The sequence below is a fragment of the Synechococcus sp. A15-44 genome (genome assembly GCF_014280115.1).
Taxonomy (GTDB): Bacteria; Cyanobacteriota; Cyanobacteriia; order PCC-6307; family Cyanobiaceae; genus Parasynechococcus.
Genome location: NZ_CP047938.1, coordinates 1,746,391 through 1,762,653, shown reverse-complemented (window position 1 = coordinate 1,762,653; position 16,263 = coordinate 1,746,391). Strand labels below are relative to the sequence as shown.

Sequence of the window (16,263 nt, the reverse complement as noted above, 5' to 3'; positions counted from 1 at the left end):
GGCTAGCGATGCCGTTGAGCGGCTGTTGTCGTTCTGCGGAATTGCTTTCACTTTTCTTCCTTGAGGGTTAAGAGGGTTTGTTGTTGCCAGCCCAACCCCGTCGGTGCGGCAAAGCGGCTTTGATGCCCGCCCTCCCGGAACCAGGGGGTTCTGAGGGCCTCGATCTCCAGCTCGTCCGGGTTGAGCGACCAGGTGTCCTGCAGGTAGCGGTGCAGCTGCTCCGGCTCCGGCGGATGGGGTTGTTGCCAGTGCACCACGGCCAACTGCCCCGGCCGTGAGCGGAGAATCGCCAGGCGGTGATTCGGATCACCATCGTTGGCGGGCTGAATCGATTCCTCCAGCTGCTCATCACAGACGTAGAGCCGCAGCGGAGCACTGCCATCGGCCTGGGGAAGTGGATATTTGTTGAGATACAGGGCCCGTGCTTTTTGAAACGCTGCCCCCGGAGCCTTCACCATCAAGGCGTTGTAGGCCTGCTGCAGCTGTTCACTCATGCCCTTGGCGTCCCGTTGCTGGCTCCAGTGTGGGAATGCCGCTGGGTCGGGGCCATGGGAAGATGGTGACACTTCCGGGATTGGACTGCGATGGCCAAGCATCGCTCCCGCTACCGGTTGGTTGGCCTCGACGGTCAGCCGCATCCGGTGCTCGACGCCCCTTACGACACGTTGGAATTGGCCCTCGCTGATGCCAGCGATTGGTGCACGGGACAAGGGTCCCGCTGTTCCATGGGTCAGCAGGGCATTGCGGTTGAAGTACGAACCGACAGCGGCAGTTGGCGCACCATTGATTACCCCGTCAGTTGCTTGAGCCGATCCAGTGCGATGGCGGGCTGATGTGGGTCAGTGTTGACCTCTGCGTGGTGCCGATCGGTGTGGGCGTCAGCCTTTCGCCCTACATCGCCGCCTGTGAGCGGGTGATCGCCGCCACGGGCCTGACCCACCAGCTGGGTCCCAATGGCACAGCGATCGAAGGCCCGTGGGATGAGGTCATGGACTGTGTGCGGGCGTGTCATGCCGAGTTGCACCGCATGGGGGCTCCGCGTCTCTACACAACGCTCAAGCTCAACACCCGCACCGACCGGCAGCAGTCGTTCGCTGAGAAGGTCTCGTCTGTGGAAAAGCTTCTTGGCGACTGAAAATCTGTAGAACTTCGGTGGGAATCGAGCCGGCTTGAGCCGATCTTGAGACCAATGAGATTGTTCTGTGGTCCCTGGCTTGATGGGTCGCCGTTTCAGGGCTGCGCTGTTGGCTCTGCTGGTGTTGCAGCTGACGGGCAGTGCTATTCAAGCCTCAACGTGGGATCGCATTGCCAGTTACCTGCGGCTGCTGCAGCGGGCAGGCGTGAAGGCCCTGGTGGCACCCGACTGCCCCTTGGGCTTGCTGGGGGCCTTCCATGAGGGCAAGCAGGCCCTGTTGATGTGTGGCAACAACCTGCCCGACGATCCCGCCGTGGTTTGGGTGGTGCTGGCCCATGAATCAGCCCATGTGATGCAGTCGTGCCATGGCGGCAACCTGATGCCGGCGGCCTTGCTCAGCCGTGAGGTGGAGCTGGCCCGCCAGCAGGACCCCAACCCTTTTCACGAGTTGCAGCTCTATCACTCCAGCCAGCATCACGTTGAGGCGGAAGCCCGGCTGATTCAGGCCCTGCCCGCGGAGCAGGTGGTGGCCTTGTTTGAAAAACACTGCGCCCAGCGGCTCTCCCCTTGAAGCTGCTGATCCGGGACCCGTGGCTGATGGCGGTCGACAAGCCCGCCGGCCTGCTGAGCCAACCGGGCCTGGGGCCCGAGCAAAGCGATTCCGTGATCACCCGCTTGCAGCAGCAGGACCAAAGCCTGCGCCTGGTTCACCGTCTGGACCGCGACACCTCGGGGGTGCTGCTCTTGGCCCGAAGTGCTGATGCCCTGCGCCGCCTCAGTGCCTTGTTTGCTGAACGGCGGATCAACAAGCTGTACCAGGCGGATGTGGAGGGGGCGCTCCACGGCCGCGGTTGCATCGCCAGCCCCCTGGCACGCCTGTCGCGCCAACCGCCGCGCTACGGCAGCCACCCCGAGGGACGTCTGGCGCTGACGATCTGGAGAGCCCGCGCCGCTGGTGCCCGCTGCACGCGGCTCTGGCTGCGTCCGCTCACGGGGCGCTCCCATCAGCTGCGGGCCCATCTGGCCGAACGGGGTCACCCCATCGTGGGCGATCCCATCTATGGGGATGCCGGCCGGTCCTGCCGCTTGCATCTGCATGCCCAGGCCCTGAGCTTTCGCCATCCCTTCACCCAGGTGCGCGTCCGTTTGATCGCGCAGGAGGTTCCCTTTGTCACTGAGTGCTGAACTAGACGCTGCGATCAGCGTCGGGCGGGGATTGGATAGGGGATGCGGCGGTGGCGCATCCGCCGCCAGACCTGCACGAAGGCACGAATCACCAGTTCCACTTCGCTGCGGTTGAGGCTGCTTTTGCGCAGTTGTCCATCCCGCTGCCGCGCTTCAACAATCCGCCGCACCGTGTCCACCGCCTGGGCATCGGAGGTGTTGGGGGGGAGGGATCGAAGCGCCGCCTCACATCCGTCGGCCAGCATCAGGATCGCCGTTTCTTTGGAGCGGGGTGCCGGGCCCCTGTAGCGGAAGCGGCGCTCCTCTACGGCTCCGTCGCGCTCCTGGGCCTTGTGGAAGAAGTAGCCCATTTTCAAGGTGCCCTGGTGCTCGGGAATGAAATCGGCGATGGGCCGGGGCAGGCGGTGGCGCCGCGCCAGCTTCAGTCCCTCATCCACATGGGCTTGAAGCACCGCCGCACTCGCCTGGGGGTCATCCAGCGCGTCATGGGGATTGGGTCCGTCCTTCTGGTTCTCGATGAACCAGTCCGGTGCATGCAGCTTGCCAACGTCGTGATACAGCGAGCCGGTCCGGATCAGATCCACATCCGCACCAATGGCCCGCGCCCCTTCCTCCGCCAGGCCGCAAATCATTAGGGTGTGTTCAAAGGTTCCCGGGGCTTCGCAGGAGAGCCGGCGCAGCAGGGGGCGCTCCTGGTCGGCCAGTTCCAGCAGCCGCGCCCGGGTGAGCAGGCCAAAGGAGCCCTCGAGCATCGGGATCAGCAGCAGGCTGAACATCAGCAGAACACCGAGCACAAAGGAATCGGTGGCCAGTTCATCCAGGCTTGGGTTCAGATTTCCCCAGAGCCGCAGGCCGGTGATCGGTTGCATCTGCAGCAGCAGCCACTGCCCCACAAAGGCGCCAATCGGCAGCAGCACCGTGAGTTGCAGCAACTGGCCGCGGCTGCGCTGACGACCTGCGATCAAGGCTCCAGCGGCGGCCACCGTTGCCGCCACGATCAGGCGACCGTCCCCCAAACCCTGGACGGGTTCTGGCCAGAGCAGAGCAGCCACCCCCATCCAGACCAAGCCGCAGCCGGTGCCGAGGCCTTCCGCCAGCACCAGGGTGGGTGCCACCAGCACGGCCAGAGGGCTCACGGAGCTTTTGAACCAGAGCTTGGCTCCCTGCACCAAAAGCAGCAGGCCCACCGCTAGCAGCGCATGGCGCACCTCCAGGCCAGGCCGCTCACGCCGCATCACCAGCAGCATCACGGCGCAGGCTGCAGCGGCTTCAACGAACCGTTGGAACCAGATCAACGGTTGGGGTTCGCGGCGCACGCGGCCGAAATAATCCAGCACGTCGTAGGCCTGGGGACTGATCAGCTCGCCCTTGCGGGTGATCAGATCCCCCTTGCGCACCTCGATCGTGGGAATGGCCTGTTTGGTCAGCTGTTCCTCGATCAGCTGCTTGCTCAGGTTCGGGTCCGTGCGCAGGTTGGTGCTGCCGCGCAGGGCGCTGGTGAGCACCTTGCCGGCCAGGGAGCGCGCCGCCGCCGGCTCAAGGGCAACCGCCTTCAGCTGCTGGTCGGCGGCCTTGCGCAATTGCTCAATGGCAAGGTTGCTCACCAGCCCCTGGCTGAGCATGCGATCAGCGGTGCTGCGCACCGCCTCATCCCAGGCCAGATGCTCCCCTTCGCTGCGTCGTTCCAGCCACCTTTTCTCTTGATCAGAGAGGTTCACCGGCCCGATCCGGTCTCCCGATCCGGTGTTGGTGACCTCCTGCAGCTGCAGCAGTTGTTGCTCGAGCCGTTGTTTGAGCGCCTGGGTCTGCTCCTGATCGATGACCTGCACCACCGACCGCGCCACCAGCGAGGCCCGTTGCTGCTCGAGGGCGGTGCTGTCCTGCACCAGGGCATCCTTTGGAGCGATGGCTTCAAACGGGGCCAGCGATCCGGGTTGAAGTTTCGGTTTGATCAGCCAGGGCAGGCTTGAGGCTGCGGCCACGCAAAGGCAAAGCAGGAGCACAACGAGGGTCTGCAGTCGCGTCCAGCGCAGCAGACGTCCCCCTGGGCCTTCGAGCCGCACCCAGTTCCGCCAAAGGCTGCTCAGCCGAGGAACGCGAACCAAAAGGGACCCTGTAGCGGCTTAACGCTAGCTCTCCTCAGAGGGCATGCTGGACGGAGTGCATGGGAATGCCATGGCCCTGCGTTTGGACGGCAAGGTGCTGGCAAGGGATGTGGAGCATCGTCTTCAAACCCTGATCGAACGGCGTCTGGCCGAGGCGGGGCGACCGCCGGGCCTGGCGGTGCTGCGGGTTGGTGATGATCCCGCCAGCGCCGTCTACGTCGCCAACAAGGAAAAAGCCTGTGCTCGGATCGGGGTGGCCAGCTTTGGTGATCACCTCCCCGGCGACACGCCTCCAGCGCAGGTGCTTCAGACGATTGAACGGCTGAATGCCAACCCTGCAGTGGACGGGATCCTCCTGCAGCTGCCTCTTCCTTCTGGCCTCGATGAGGGGCCGCTGCTGATGGCCATTGATCCTGAAAAGGATGCCGATGGTCTGCACACCCTCAATCTCGGACGGCTGCTCAAGGGGGAGCCGGGCCCGCGCAGCTGCACCCCCGCCGGGGTGATGGCGATGCTGCGCAGCAATGGCATCGATCCTGCGGGCAAGCGCGCCGTGGTGATCGGCCGCAGCATTCTCGTGGGGCAGCCGATGGCCTTGATGCTGCAGGCCGCCAACGCCACCGTCACCATCGCCCACTCCCGCACGGCCGATCTGGCGGCCCACACCCGCGAAGCCGACATCCTCGTGGTGGCAGCAGGCCGTCCTGAGTTCATCGGGGCCGAGCACGTGCGGCCGGGAGCTGCGGTGGTGGATGTGGGCATCCACCGCAAGCCGGAAGGCGGACTGTGTGGGGATGTTCGTGCGGCTGAAGTCGAGTCGATCGCCGCTGCGCTCTCGCCCGTGCCCGGCGGTGTGGGACCGATGACGGTGACGATGCTTCTGGTGAACACCGTTGTGGCTTGGTGCAGACGCCACAACCTTGACCATGATTTGGACGATCTCGTGCCCTGATCGGTTCCATGGCGCTGCACTGGCTGTTCCCCACCCCCGTTCTGCAGGTGGACCTTGAGCCGGATACCCTCACAGCCGCAGCCATGCAGCAGCAGCTGGAGCAGTTCGATGTCCAATTGTATCAGCACCCTGAGTTCAGCGATCGCAACAACCTCACCGGAGATCTGCTGGGCCATGCCGGCCTGGATCAGTTGCATCGCATGGATGCGTTCCAGTGGCTGAACGGGCAGTTGGCTGAGCACGTTTCGGCCTATCTCCGTTCGCTGTTGGGCCCGGAGCACGGTCTTGTGGCCCACATCCAGAAGGCCTGGCCTGTGGTGTGTGCGAAGAATGGCGGAACGGTGGATCTGCACAGCCACCGCAACGCCCAGTTGAGCGCGGTGTTTTACGTGTTGACGGATCCTGCGAACGAGAGCGGGGAGCTGGAATTTGAGGCACCCGACGATTACTTCAGCCATGTGATGGCGATTCCCTACCGCGATGCGGCGGTTTCCGGTGGGGTGTTTGCGCCCTTACCCCACCGTCTTCTGCTGTTCCCTTCGGACCTGCGCCATCGGGTGCTCCCCTATGAGGGAAGCAGCCCCCGCTATTCGGTGTCCTACGACCTGGCCATCACCACGGCGCCGGGCAAGGGACGCGAGATGCGAACACCCCATCCGATGGATTGGGTTCCCCTCGGCAGCTAAGGGCTCGGCCTGAGAGAATCCCGCCAGCCAGGGTCCACCCATGAGCGCCGAGTTCGATTTCAAGGCCTATCTCGGCAAGGCCAAAGAGCGGGTGGAAGCGGCCCTCGATGGATCGCTCGGTCCGGAGCGGCCGGAGTCCCTCCGGGAAGCGATGCGCTATTCGCTGCTTGCCGGTGGCAAGCGCCTGCGCCCGATTCTCTGCCTTGCCGCCTGCGAGCTGGCGGGCGGGGAAGCGACGCAGGCCCTGCCCACGGCGGTGGCGTTGGAAATGATCCACACCATGTCGTTGATCCATGACGACCTGCCGGCCATGGATGACGACGACCTGCGGCGTGGTCGTCCCACCAACCACAAGGTGTACGGCGAAGCCGTGGCCATTCTTGCCGGTGATGCCCTGCTGACCCGCGCCTTTGAAATGGTGGCGCTGCGCAGTCCGGATGTGCCGGCTGAGCGTCTGCTCAAGGTGGTGGGAGAACTGTCGTTGGTGGCCGGCGCCCCTGGCCTGGTGGGCGGCCAGGTGGTGGATCTGGAAAGCGAAGGCAAGGAGGTGGATCTTGAAACCCTCGAATACATCCACCTCCACAAAACCGGAGCCCTGTTGAGTGCCTGTGTGATCACCGGGGCGATGATCGGCGGCGCCGATGAGGCGCTGATCAAGGCCCTGCGCACCTATGCCAGGGGGATCGGCCTCGCCTTCCAGATCATCGACGACATCCTCGACATCACCGCCAGCAGCGAGGTGCTCGGCAAAACCGCCGGCAAGGACCTCATCGCCGACAAGACCACCTATCCCAAGCTTCTCGGGCTCGACGAGTCCCGCCGTCGGGCCGATGCGTTGGTCAATGAAGCGAAAGAGGCGCTTCAACCCTGGGCCGAGAAGGCGATTCCCCTGCTGGCCTTGGCTGACTTCATCACCAGCCGCGACCGATGATCGACGCCACGCCCTCCCATGCGGTGCTGCGGGAGTTCTTCGACAACAGTTCGCTCACCTGGGGCCTGATGGCCTGTGGGGTCGCTCAGCTCTCAAAGTTGTTCCTTGAGTTGCTTCTGCATCGCCGTTGGCGTCCGGCGGTGCTGATCGAAACCGGCGGCATGCCGTCGAGCCACTCCGCCCTGGTCACCGGTACGGCGGCCTGTGTGGGCTGGACCCTTGGCTTTGATCACCCCCTCTTCGCCCTTGCGGCGATGGTGGCGTTCGTCGTCATGTACGACGCCAGTGGCATTCGTCGCGCCGCCGGGCTGACGGCGGAACGGGTCAATGGTCTGCCTGATTCGCTCTGGCCGGACGCGCCGGAAAAACCCCTCAAGGAAAGCCTGGGTCACAGCCGGCTGCAGGTGCTGGTGGGCAGCCTGATGGGTCCCGCCGTTGCTCTGCCTGGTTTGGAATTTGTGGGATCACCGCTGCATCTGCTGTCGGGTCTTGGAGCTGGGCTGGGGTGACCGCTGCCGCGGACCTCACCGCTGATCAGCAGGAAGCGGCGGACGCCTTTGCGGCCTGGCTCAAGCAGCCCGTGGATGGCACGCCCTTCGTGCTCAGTGGTTTTGCCGGCAGCGGCAAAACCTTCCTCTCCATGCGCCTGCTGCGCCAGGTGGAGGCCAGTGGTTTGTGCTGGACCGTCGTGGCACCAACCCATAAAGCGGTGGGCGTTCTGCGCCAGGCGTTGGAGTTGGAAGGTCTCCAACCCACCTGGTATCCCTCCACCATCCATCGCTTGCTGCGGCTGAAGCTCAAGCGCTCCGCCGACGCTGAACTCTGCGAACCCACCGAGCAGACGGCCATGGCCCTGGAAAACCTGGGCCTGGTGCTGATCGACGAAGCCTCCATGGTCGACAGCACCCTGTTGGGCATTGCCCTCCAGTGCGCCCATCCGTTCATGACCCGTCTGGTGTTCGTCGGCGACCCCGCCCAGTTGCCCCCGGTGGGTGAGCCGAACAGCCCCGTGTTTGCGATGCAACGGTCCTGTTCCGCCAGCTTGACCCAGGTGGTGCGGCATCAAGGCCCGGTGCTGCAGCTGGCTGCGGGGCTGCGGGAGGGGCGCCTGCCCTGCCAGATGCCGCCGCTGCTGCCGCCGATTCGTTCCCCGCAGGGGCAGGTGTGCAGTCTGGTGCAACGGGAGTGGCTGGATCAGGCCCGGCGTGCTTTGCGGGACGCCTCGGTGCAAGACAACCCCGATGCAGCACGCATCCTCTGCTACACGAACCGCACCCTGGATCGTTTGGTGCCCCATGCCCGCCGGGCCATCCATGGGGAAATGGCCGATCAGATGCCGGTGCTGCCCGGTGAGGTGTTGATCAGTCGCACCGCCGTGATGGCCCCGGCCTCAAGGGACGGAGAAGAGGCGGGTGAAGAACCCGACATGGTGCTCGGCTCCAACCGCGAAGTCACGGTGCGGGACGTGAAGCCTGAGGCCTGTGACCTGGCGGATTTCGGCCTCTCCTCAGCCGATGGGCCCGTGCCGGTGATCGAGACCCTCTCCGCATCGGTGAATGCGGGGGATCTGGAGCTCACCCTGCGCCTGCAGCCGCCGATTGGCAGCACAGGTCGTCAGGAGCTTGATGCGGTGATGCAGCGGCTGCGCAAGCAGGCCCGTGATGCCGGCAAGAAAAACGGTCGCGCGATATGGCGGCAGTACTTTCTGATTCGCGATGCCTTCGCTTCCCTGGGGCCTGCGGCAGTGCTCACGGTGCATCGCAGTCAGGGCAGCAGTTTCGGGGATGTCTTCGTGGCGCCGGATGTGTTCCGGGCCGATCCAGCCATCCGCCAGCAGCTCTGTTACGTGGCCGTGTCCCGTGCCCGCACGGGGGTTTGGTTGCTCGGCGGCGAGACTTCGCTTGATCTGCGCGCCACCTGGCAGCGCCAATTCGACACCATGCGGGATTCCGAGTGAATCAGTTGATCATCAAACCGCTGATGCCCTGCCAGCCCAGATAGGAGCCCAGTCCGAAGCTGAGGCTGCCCACCACCAGCTCCCCCCGACTCAGCAGGGCGGTTTTGCCGCGTTGCAGCAGCGGAAGAACCCGCTCGCGTCCGATCAACACGGCCAGGAAGGGGATCAGCAGCAGCGCACTGGCGGCGGTGCTGAAGCCGATGCTGCAGGCAATCTCCTCCTGCAGGGGCAGTTGCGCCGCCAGGATCACGGCGGCGCTTTTGGCGAACAGCAACAGGTCGTCGGGACTGATTACTTCAGTGACGCTGCTGATCAGCAACAGCAGGGGAAGCGGCATCGCGGCGAAACGATCCACGGCGCCGCTCCAGGCGGGGGCTGCTCCGTCATCCAGCAGCCCTCGGATCAGTTCACGTCCGCCCAGGGCGATCAAGGCTCCGCCGCCGATCAGGTCCAGACCGGTGCGGTGGTCGGACCCATGGGTCATGTCCAGCAGCAGCCCATGGCCCAGCGTCAGCAGCCCGATCACCGCCAGGGCGCTGGTCAGCAGCCAGCCGCCCACAAACAAGCCCCCGCGCCGCAGCGGCGAGCCCCCCAGCAGCAGCAACAGCAGCAGAACGATGTGGATGGGCGACAGCGCCACGCCAAGCCCGTAGGTCAGCAGTTCCGTCCAGATCCGGGGTTCCGCCATGGGCCGTGCTCAGAGCTCGCAGCTCACAGTTGCAGGATCAGGGCCGCCAGGCCGATGCTCACCCCCAAACTCACAACGCCGAGCAGGGCTCTCCAGAAGGCTTTGTCTTTGGTGTCGAGGAAGTTGCTCAAGACATGCAAGGGGGGCGTTATTCGCCAGTTGTGCCATCTGGCAGCACGTAAGGGAAGGTGCGATGGATCGGGCGGTGCAGCGACCGCAGCGTTTTGTTGTAGTGCACATCGGCCACCACGCTGTAGCGGCGCCCCAGCACCAGCGCATGGTCCAGATCGGCCTCGCAGCTGCGGATGTCGGTCTGCACAGGCCGCGCCTGCGTTGACACCGGTGCAGCGGCGGGAATCAGGGCCGAAAACTGTCCTTCCCTGAGCCGCCAGCTCTGACAGGCGTCGAGGGCTTCTGCTGCGGAATCGAACACCTGCTTGGTGGTTTCCCGTCGTGTGCTCATGGCCTCCATGCCGAGCAGGGGCAGCGCAGTGATCAACAGGACAAATCCGAAGCGGAGCATGCGGCAGGCGCGAAGGTCCTGCTTCATCCGTAGCGAGATGGGCGGAGCGTGGAGACCTCCTTCCCAATGTTTTCGCGTCTATGTCTCAGCGCATTTCGTCTCAGCGCACTTCGTCTCAGTAGCGCACTTCGAACCAGTCGTCGCCCGTGACCGGGAGCTGGCTGGGGGTCACCCGAACCACCCGGGCGCCCGGCGGCCCGACCTCACACCAGGCCCTCAGTTCAGACAAGGCCAGCGGTGGCCCCTCGGCCTGCACTTCCACACGGCCATCACTCAGGTTGCGCACCCAGCCGCTGATGCCGAGATCCAGGGCGCGCCGATTGCAGCTGGCGCGGAACCCCACCCGCTGAACGCGGCCTTCGATCACCCAGCGCCAGCGTTCGGAAAAGGGTTGGATTCGCGGCGGTTGCTGGCGGCTGACGAAGCGTTTGGCGATCTTCTCTCCCCGGCTTCGAGCGCGGCGCGCCATCGGGAGCAGATCGTCGTAGAGCTTGCCCAGTGCAGGTGAACCCAGCTCGCGTGAACCGTCTGATCGACCCATCCTTCCGAATGTCGATGGACTTTCCATCCCTCAATGTCCCACAGCACTGACCTGTCGGAGGACGCCCGGTTGCTGTGCAGTTCCCAGCGGTGAAATTCATGGCCCACCAGCTGCTGACCGCTCTCCACCACAGGGCTGTCCTGCCGCGCCTGCAGGCGCCGATAGCCCACCTGCAGCGGGCCGCGCTGGGCTGTGAAGGGAAGCAGGCCCGCCATGGGGTGGCTGGTGCCATCGAGGTCGGTCAGCTGCTCTCCGAGCACAAGCATCCCGCCGCATTCGGCGTAGAGCGGTCGCTGCTGCACGAACGCCCGCAGCGAGCCCAGGCTTCGCGTGCAGCCGCTGAGCTGGGCAGCGTGCTGTTCGGGGAAACCGCCCGGCAGGATCAGCCCCTTGGCGTCTGCCGGGATGGCCTCATCGGCCAGGGGGCTCCAGCGGAGCACGGGCATGCCCATGTGCTCCAGCAGTTCGCTGGTTTCCTGGTAGCGGAAGTGAAAGGCGGCATCACTGGCCAGAGCCACCGGCAGGGGCTGGCCCTGCTCCACGGGGATGTTGGCCAGGGGATGCGGCCCGGGGCGGGGCGCCTGCAGCAGGGGCACCAGGCGTTCCAGGTTCAGGTGCTGGCTGGCCAGAGCGGCCCAGGCCTGGCGTCGCTGCTCGGGGGCCTCCAATTCATGGGCTGGGGCCAAGCCGAGATGCCGGCCCGGCAGGGCCAGGGCTTCGCTACGCGGCAGGCAGCCCAGCAATGGCACCTCCATGCGCTCCAGCACGTCGGCCAGCAGCTCCCGGTGCCTGGGGCTGCTGACCTTGTTGAGCACCACGCCGGCGATGCGCAGCTGGGGATCGTGATCGCGGAATCCGCGCACGATGGCGCCGAGGGAGGCGGCCTGACCACCGGCATCCAGCACCAGCACCACCGGCAGGTCCAGCAGGCGGGCCACGTCGGCCGTGCTTCCGGTTGTACTGCTGCCGATGCCATCGAAGAGCCCCATCACCCCTTCCACGAGGGTCAGCTCAGAGGCACCGCCGTAACCGTGAAAGGCCTGGCGAACCCAGGGTTCTCCGCAGAGATTGAGATCGAGGTTGCGGCAGGGCTGACCCGAGGCCTGGCTGAGCAGCTGGGCATCGAGATAGTCCGGTCCCACCTTGAAGGCCTGGATCCGGCGTCCGTTCTGCTGGGCCCAGCTCAACAGCGCCAGGCTCAACAGGGTTTTGCCGCTGCCACTGGCTGGTGCAGCGATGACAGCGGCCATGGCTCAGATGCGGATCAGCCCAGCAGCCTGGCAGCCAGCGGAGCCGCAGCGGCCAGCAGGGGATTGGTGCTGTCGTGACCGCCGCCCAGCAGGCGGGCCACATCCATTTCAGGGGTGTCGTGCTGCACGGGAACAACTTCCTCATGCAGCTCGAGGTTGGCCATGCCTCCCCCTTCCAAACGCATGCAGCCCCCGGATTCAGCGCAGAGAATCACGCACACCCCCTGGCCGTTCTCCGGTTCAGCGATCAGCCGCAGCCCCACCATCTGGCCGGCGTGCACGTTGGGCTGAGCGACTGGCACGGCCATCAGTTGGAAGCGCACCCCGGTGCCATCGGAGCGCTTGAACTGGGCGGTGGTGCCGTTTTCGACCGCAGCGGTCGAGAGCAGCGTCCAGCCCAGTCGATCGGCGATCCAGGCGGCCAGCAGCAGCCCCTGGGCAGGGTGATGGCCCTCAACGTCGATGTCGAGACGGGTGATGTGGCTCAGGGCATCACGCCGTTGCGGCGGGTCGAACACCATGGCCAGGGTCTCGCGCCAACTGCGCAGGCGCAGCCAGTTGAGATCGTTCACCGCCTGGCCGCTCTCCACGCGGTGACGCAGAAGCTCAAGGCACTGACGCGGATCCCCCAACGCGGTGTCGATGATCAGGCGCCGTGGTGCGCTGGTGAGCCGTTGCATCAGCTCCGGTGCTTCGTCGATGCAGCCGTTCCACCAGACCCAGGCCGGCATCGATTCCGGCAGCAGGGGGTCGAGAATTGAAAGGCCCTGATGCAGGGCGCCATGGCCGCCCCGCAGCACCACCACATCGCCGCAAGCGGCAGTACCACCCCCTTCTTCAGGCAGCGGGCAGTAGGCGGCCACGAGTGTTTCCAGGGGCTGCGCCGCATCGATGGTGGGCGCCAGGGTGATCAGGCGCCGAGGCATCAGTGCACTCAGGGCTGGATCGATGTACTGCCCACGCAGGTCTTCGGCGTTGGCTTGCCCTTCCAAATCAGCCACCGCCTTCACCACGGCCCCATCCAGGGGCGTTGTGCTCAGGGGAAGGTCTGCATCCAGCACCGCCTGGCGTCCCGCAGCGATCAAGGGGGCGGACTGCTGTCCCGTGATGGGGCCCGACAGACGACCACTGCGGATCAATTGCTGCTCGGCCCAGGCGGGTTGCCAGATCAGCAGGCAGAAGGTGTTGGCCCCGGTGCCCGTGCTGCCCTGCTGCTCGGGGGACCAGAGCTGTTCGAGGTAGTGGGGCACCTCCGCCGGTGCCAGTTCCAGCGGGGTTTGCAGGGTGAGCTGAGGGGACATGGTGTCGGATGAACGAGACGTGGAGAGCTGAACAACAGGGCTGTGAACGTGCGCGGTCAGGGGCGTCGCCAGAGCAGTCCGTCCTTCGCCAGCAGGGCATCCGCGGCGGCCGGTCCCCAGGTGCGGGATTCATAGGGATGAACCGGCAGCTGCCAGGGACTGTCTTCAATCAGTTCCAGCAACGGGGTGTAGAGCCGCCATGCCGCTTCCACCTCATCACTGCGGGTGAACAGGGTGGGGTCGCTGAGCATGGCGTCAGCCAGGAGCCGCACATAGCCCTCATCGGAGGGTTCCCCGAAGGATTCGTCGTAGGAGAACTCCATATCGATCGGGCGGCTGCGCATGCCAGATCCGGGTGACTTCACCTCGAAGCGGAATTCGGCCCCCTCATCCGGTTGGATGCGCAGGATCAGCTGATTGGCCGTGGGGCCTCCGGTGGCTGCATCAAACAGATGCACCGGTGCTTCACGGAAGGTGAGCACCACCTCACTGGTGCGCTTGGCCAGCCGTTTGCCGGTGCGCACATAGAACGGCACCCCCTGCCAGCGCCAGTTGTCGATGAACAGCTTCATCGCCACGTAGGTCTCGGTGGTGCTGTTGGGATCCACGCCGGGTTCATGGCGGTATCCGGCCAGGGGCGATTCCGCCGAACCACCGGGTCCGTACTGGCCTCGGATGCAGCAGTTCCAGGGTTCGAGCTCATCGGCCAGACGGGCAGCCTGGAGCACCTTGGCCTTTTCGTTGCGGATGGCCTCCGGGTCAAAGCGCCCGGGTGGTTCCATGGCGGTGATCGCCAGCATCTGGGTCAGGTGGTTCTGCACCATGTCCCGCAGGGCACCGGCCGATTCGTAGTACCCGGCCCTTTCCTCCACGCCAACCGTTTCTGCGGCGGTGATCTGAACACTGGAGATGTAATTGCGGTTCCAGATCGGCTCGAAGATCGTGTTAGCAAACCGCAGAACCATGATGTTCTGGACGGTTTCCTTGCCCAGGTAATGGTCGATGCGAAAGATCTGGTTCTCCTGACCGCAGGCCTGCACCACGCGATTGAGGGCCTGGGCACTGCCGTAGTCGCGTCCGAAGGGTTTCTCGATCACCACCCGGCTGCGTTTGGGGTCCTTCAGCAGGCCAGCGTCGGCCAATGAACGGCAGCCACTGCCATAGAACTTGGGGGAGACGGAGAGATAGAAGGTGCGGTTGCCGCGGGTGGCGCACTGTTGATCGATCTGCTCCAGCCGACCGCCCAGCCGCACCACATCGTCTGGTAGTTGAAGGTCGACCGGTTCGTAGAACAACTTGCCCACGAACTGCTCCCAGGCCTGAGGATCCTCCTCGATCGTGCTGGCCAGTGCCTCCGCCATCTTTCCGCGGAACTCCTCATCACTCCACGGCCGTCGCGCACAGCCCAGCAGGGCGAACTCACTGGGCAGCCGCCGTTGCTTGAACAGTTCAAACAGGGCTGGCACCAGCTTGCGGTGGGTCAGATCACCGCTGGCGCCGAAGATCACCAGACACTGCGGCGCGATCACGCGCTCCTGACGCAGTCCAACCCTGAGGGGGTTCGTCATCGTGGCAACCATGGAGTGTCCAGGCTTCTGACGCTGGTTTAGGCACGGAACCGGCAACAGACATGGACTCGCCGCTTTGTTTCCGTGTTGGCGTCAGCCTTTGTTGCCAACCCAATAAAAAAGTCCACCCCTCGGGGTGGACTGGAAACGATCGTTGGCTGATGGATCAGCGCTTGATCGATCAATAGGTTTCCACGTGCCAGCGGTCGGCCTTCTTGAGCTGGGGACGCAGTTCGGCCCAGTCGAGCCCCTTGGCGGCCGCGGCGGCGGTCATGGCTTCGTCAATGCCCGGCTCCATGCCACGCAGACCGCACATGTACACATGGGTCTTGGGGTCTTCGATCATCGCGAAGATCTCTTCAGCGTGCTCCAGAACGCGGTCCTGGATATACATCCGGCCGCCCTTGGCGTTCTGCTGTTCCCGGCTGATCGCCTTGGTGTAGCGGAAGTTGTCGGGGTACTCCTTCTCATAGTGGAGGAAGTCCTCGTCGTAGAGCAGGTTGGCGGTTTTGGGTGCGCCCATGAACAGCCAGGCTTTGCCGCGGAATTTCCAGCCGTTGGCCTCCTGTTCACGGGGCTCGAACATGCGACGCAGGTAGGTGCGCATCGGAGCGATGCCGGTACCCGTCGCCAGCATGATGATGTTGGCGTCCTCGTCGTCAGGCAGGAGCATCTCCTTGCCGACCGGACCGGTGATCTTCACCTTGGTGCCGGGTTCGATGTCGCACAGGTAGGTGGAGCAGACGCCATAGATCTGCTCACCGGCGTCGTTCTTGTACTCGAGCTGGCGAACGCAGAGGGAGACGGTGTTGCCCTCCAGGTTGTCGCCGTGGCGGGTGCTGGCGATGGAGTACAGGCGCAGCTTGTGGGGTTTGCCGTTGGAGTCTTCCCCTTCGGGAATGATGCCGATGCTCTGACCTTCGATGTACTTCAGTTGCGGGTCGCCGCCGGCCAGATCGAAGGTGATGTGCTGCACACGGCCGATCGCACCGTCCTTCAGCAGGGAGTAGTTCTCCGTCACCGTGCCCATGAATGGTGTTTTGGGCTTGTAAGTGTTGACCGGAACGTCGGCGTGGGGCTTTTTCTTCGGGGCGCTTGACGTCACGGCTTTCTTGGCGGTTTTTGTGGCGGGTTGTTTGGCAGGTGCCGGGGTGGCGGCAGCGGGAGCGGCGAAACGCTCTTCGCCCGCACCATTCACAGAAACGATCTTGGCGCCCGTAGTCCCCAATCGTTTGAAAAGTGCGGAAAACTGGTTCATTGCAACGGTGTAGGTCTGAACCACGGACGGTTTGGCGCCGACCTGCGGACCACGAGCCACAACAGTGAACAGAACTTCATTGCAGTGCTCTGTCGCTGCATTGGACACCCGCATAGAAATCTCCTGCCTTTGGTGGCGCGACTATAGGCGTGGCCTTTGATTTCACACAAAAAGGTTGCTGTT

The 16,263-nt window shown here is 64.6% G+C and carries 18 protein-coding genes; 9 read left to right on the top strand and 9 right to left on the bottom strand.

Annotation, left to right across the window (positions count from 1 at the left end; translation table 11 throughout):
• Positions 1 to 47: 47 nt before the first annotated feature.
• A complete protein-coding gene (locus tag SynA1544_RS09985; protein ID WP_255477576.1) occupies positions 48 to 566 on the bottom strand; it encodes a hypothetical protein in 519 nt (172 codons plus the stop codon).
• A gap of 18 nt (positions 567 to 584) precedes the next feature.
• Between SynA1544_RS09985 and SynA1544_RS09980 the strand changes: the two genes are divergently transcribed.
• The 4 genes from SynA1544_RS09980 to SynA1544_RS09965 all read left to right on the top strand — a co-directional run bounded on the left by SynA1544_RS09980 (position 585) and on the right by SynA1544_RS09965 (position 2,320).
• Positions 585 to 833, top strand: a complete 249-nt coding sequence (locus tag SynA1544_RS09980; RefSeq protein WP_011364884.1) for a hypothetical protein — start codon at positions 585 to 587, stop codon at positions 831 to 833.
• The gene (locus tag SynA1544_RS09975) at positions 833 to 1,135 is read left to right on the top strand and encodes an MTH1187 family thiamine-binding protein (RefSeq protein WP_186513357.1); all 303 of its coding nucleotides are present in this window, start codon (positions 833 to 835) and stop codon (positions 1,133 to 1,135) included. Before SynA1544_RS09980 ends, SynA1544_RS09975 begins: the two co-directional genes overlap by 1 nt.
• An 82-nt stretch (positions 1,136 to 1,217) precedes the next feature.
• Entirely contained in the window at positions 1,218 to 1,706 is a 489-nt protein-coding gene (locus tag SynA1544_RS09970; protein WP_186513356.1) for a hypothetical protein, read from the top strand.
• A 26-nt stretch (positions 1,707 to 1,732) separates the two neighbouring features.
• Positions 1,733 to 2,320 carry an RluA family pseudouridine synthase gene (locus SynA1544_RS09965; protein ID WP_186513354.1) on the top strand — a complete coding sequence of 196 codons (588 nt, stop codon included), beginning with the start codon at positions 1,733 to 1,735 and terminating at the stop codon, positions 2,318 to 2,320.
• Positions 2,321 to 2,334: 14 nt separating this feature from the next.
• Here the strand turns inward: SynA1544_RS09965 and SynA1544_RS09960 are convergent, their stop codons facing one another.
• A complete protein-coding gene (locus SynA1544_RS09960; RefSeq protein WP_186513352.1) occupies positions 2,335 to 4,425 on the bottom strand; it encodes an HDIG domain-containing metalloprotein in 2,091 nt (696 codons plus the stop codon).
• A 70-nt stretch (positions 4,426 to 4,495) separates the two neighbouring features.
• Here SynA1544_RS09960 and folD point away from each other — a divergent pair, with 70 nt between their 5' ends.
• From folD to SynA1544_RS09935, 5 genes are read left to right on the top strand one after another with little or no spacing between them, the layout of a single operon-like run.
• The gene (folD, locus tag SynA1544_RS09955) at positions 4,496 to 5,377 is read left to right on the top strand and encodes a bifunctional methylenetetrahydrofolate dehydrogenase/methenyltetrahydrofolate cyclohydrolase FolD (protein WP_115081930.1); all 882 of its coding nucleotides are present in this window, start codon (positions 4,496 to 4,498) and stop codon (positions 5,375 to 5,377) included.
• 8 nt (positions 5,378 to 5,385) lie between these two features.
• A complete protein-coding gene (locus SynA1544_RS09950) occupies positions 5,386 to 6,063 on the top strand; it encodes a TIGR02466 family protein (protein WP_186513350.1) in 678 nt (225 codons plus the stop codon).
• A gap of 40 nt (positions 6,064 to 6,103) precedes the next feature.
• Positions 6,104 to 6,994: a geranylgeranyl diphosphate synthase CrtE gene (gene crtE, locus SynA1544_RS09945; RefSeq protein WP_115008653.1), complete on the top strand. Its 891-nt coding sequence runs from the start codon at positions 6,104 to 6,106 to the stop codon at positions 6,992 to 6,994.
• Positions 6,991 to 7,503 carry a divergent PAP2 family protein gene (locus tag SynA1544_RS09940; protein WP_115161337.1) on the top strand — a complete coding sequence of 171 codons (513 nt, stop codon included), beginning with the start codon at positions 6,991 to 6,993 and terminating at the stop codon, positions 7,501 to 7,503. The genes crtE and SynA1544_RS09940 overlap by 4 nt, the downstream gene beginning before the upstream one ends.
• Entirely contained in the window at positions 7,500 to 8,951 is a 1,452-nt protein-coding gene (locus SynA1544_RS09935; protein WP_186513348.1) for an ATP-dependent RecD-like DNA helicase, read from the top strand. The genes SynA1544_RS09940 and SynA1544_RS09935 overlap by 4 nt, the downstream gene beginning before the upstream one ends.
• A gap of 1 nt (position 8,952) precedes the next feature.
• Here the strand turns inward: SynA1544_RS09935 and SynA1544_RS09930 are convergent, their stop codons facing one another.
• The 7 genes from SynA1544_RS09930 to SynA1544_RS09900 form a co-directional block, all read right to left on the bottom strand.
• Positions 8,953 to 9,639 carry a GAP family protein gene (locus SynA1544_RS09930; protein WP_186513346.1) on the bottom strand — a complete coding sequence of 229 codons (687 nt, stop codon included), beginning with the start codon at positions 9,637 to 9,639 and terminating at the stop codon, positions 8,953 to 8,955.
• 148 nt (positions 9,640 to 9,787) lie between these two features.
• Entirely contained in the window at positions 9,788 to 10,189 is a 402-nt protein-coding gene (locus SynA1544_RS09925) for a hypothetical protein (RefSeq protein WP_255477575.1), read from the bottom strand.
• Positions 10,190 to 10,277: 88 nt separating this feature from the next.
• On the bottom strand, positions 10,278 to 10,559 hold the full coding sequence (locus tag SynA1544_RS09920) for an acylphosphatase (RefSeq protein ID WP_255477791.1): 282 nt from the start codon (positions 10,557 to 10,559) through the stop codon (positions 10,278 to 10,280).
• Entirely contained in the window at positions 10,526 to 11,953 is a 1,428-nt protein-coding gene (locus SynA1544_RS09915; protein WP_186513342.1) for a cobyrinate a,c-diamide synthase, read from the bottom strand. Before SynA1544_RS09915 ends, SynA1544_RS09920 begins: the two co-directional genes overlap by 34 nt.
• Before the next feature lie 14 nt (positions 11,954 to 11,967).
• Positions 11,968 to 13,254 (bottom strand): glucose-6-phosphate dehydrogenase assembly protein OpcA, encoded by a 1,287-nt coding sequence (locus SynA1544_RS09910; RefSeq protein ID WP_186513340.1) that lies wholly within the window; start codon positions 13,252 to 13,254, stop codon positions 11,968 to 11,970.
• Between the two features lie 56 nt (positions 13,255 to 13,310).
• Positions 13,311 to 14,834, bottom strand: a complete 1,524-nt coding sequence (gene zwf, locus SynA1544_RS09905; protein WP_186513338.1) for a glucose-6-phosphate dehydrogenase — start codon at positions 14,832 to 14,834, stop codon at positions 13,311 to 13,313.
• 169 nt (positions 14,835 to 15,003) lie between these two features.
• A complete protein-coding gene (locus SynA1544_RS09900) occupies positions 15,004 to 16,194 on the bottom strand; it encodes an FAD-binding oxidoreductase (RefSeq protein WP_186513337.1) in 1,191 nt (396 codons plus the stop codon).
• Positions 16,195 to 16,263: the final 69 nt, after the last annotated feature.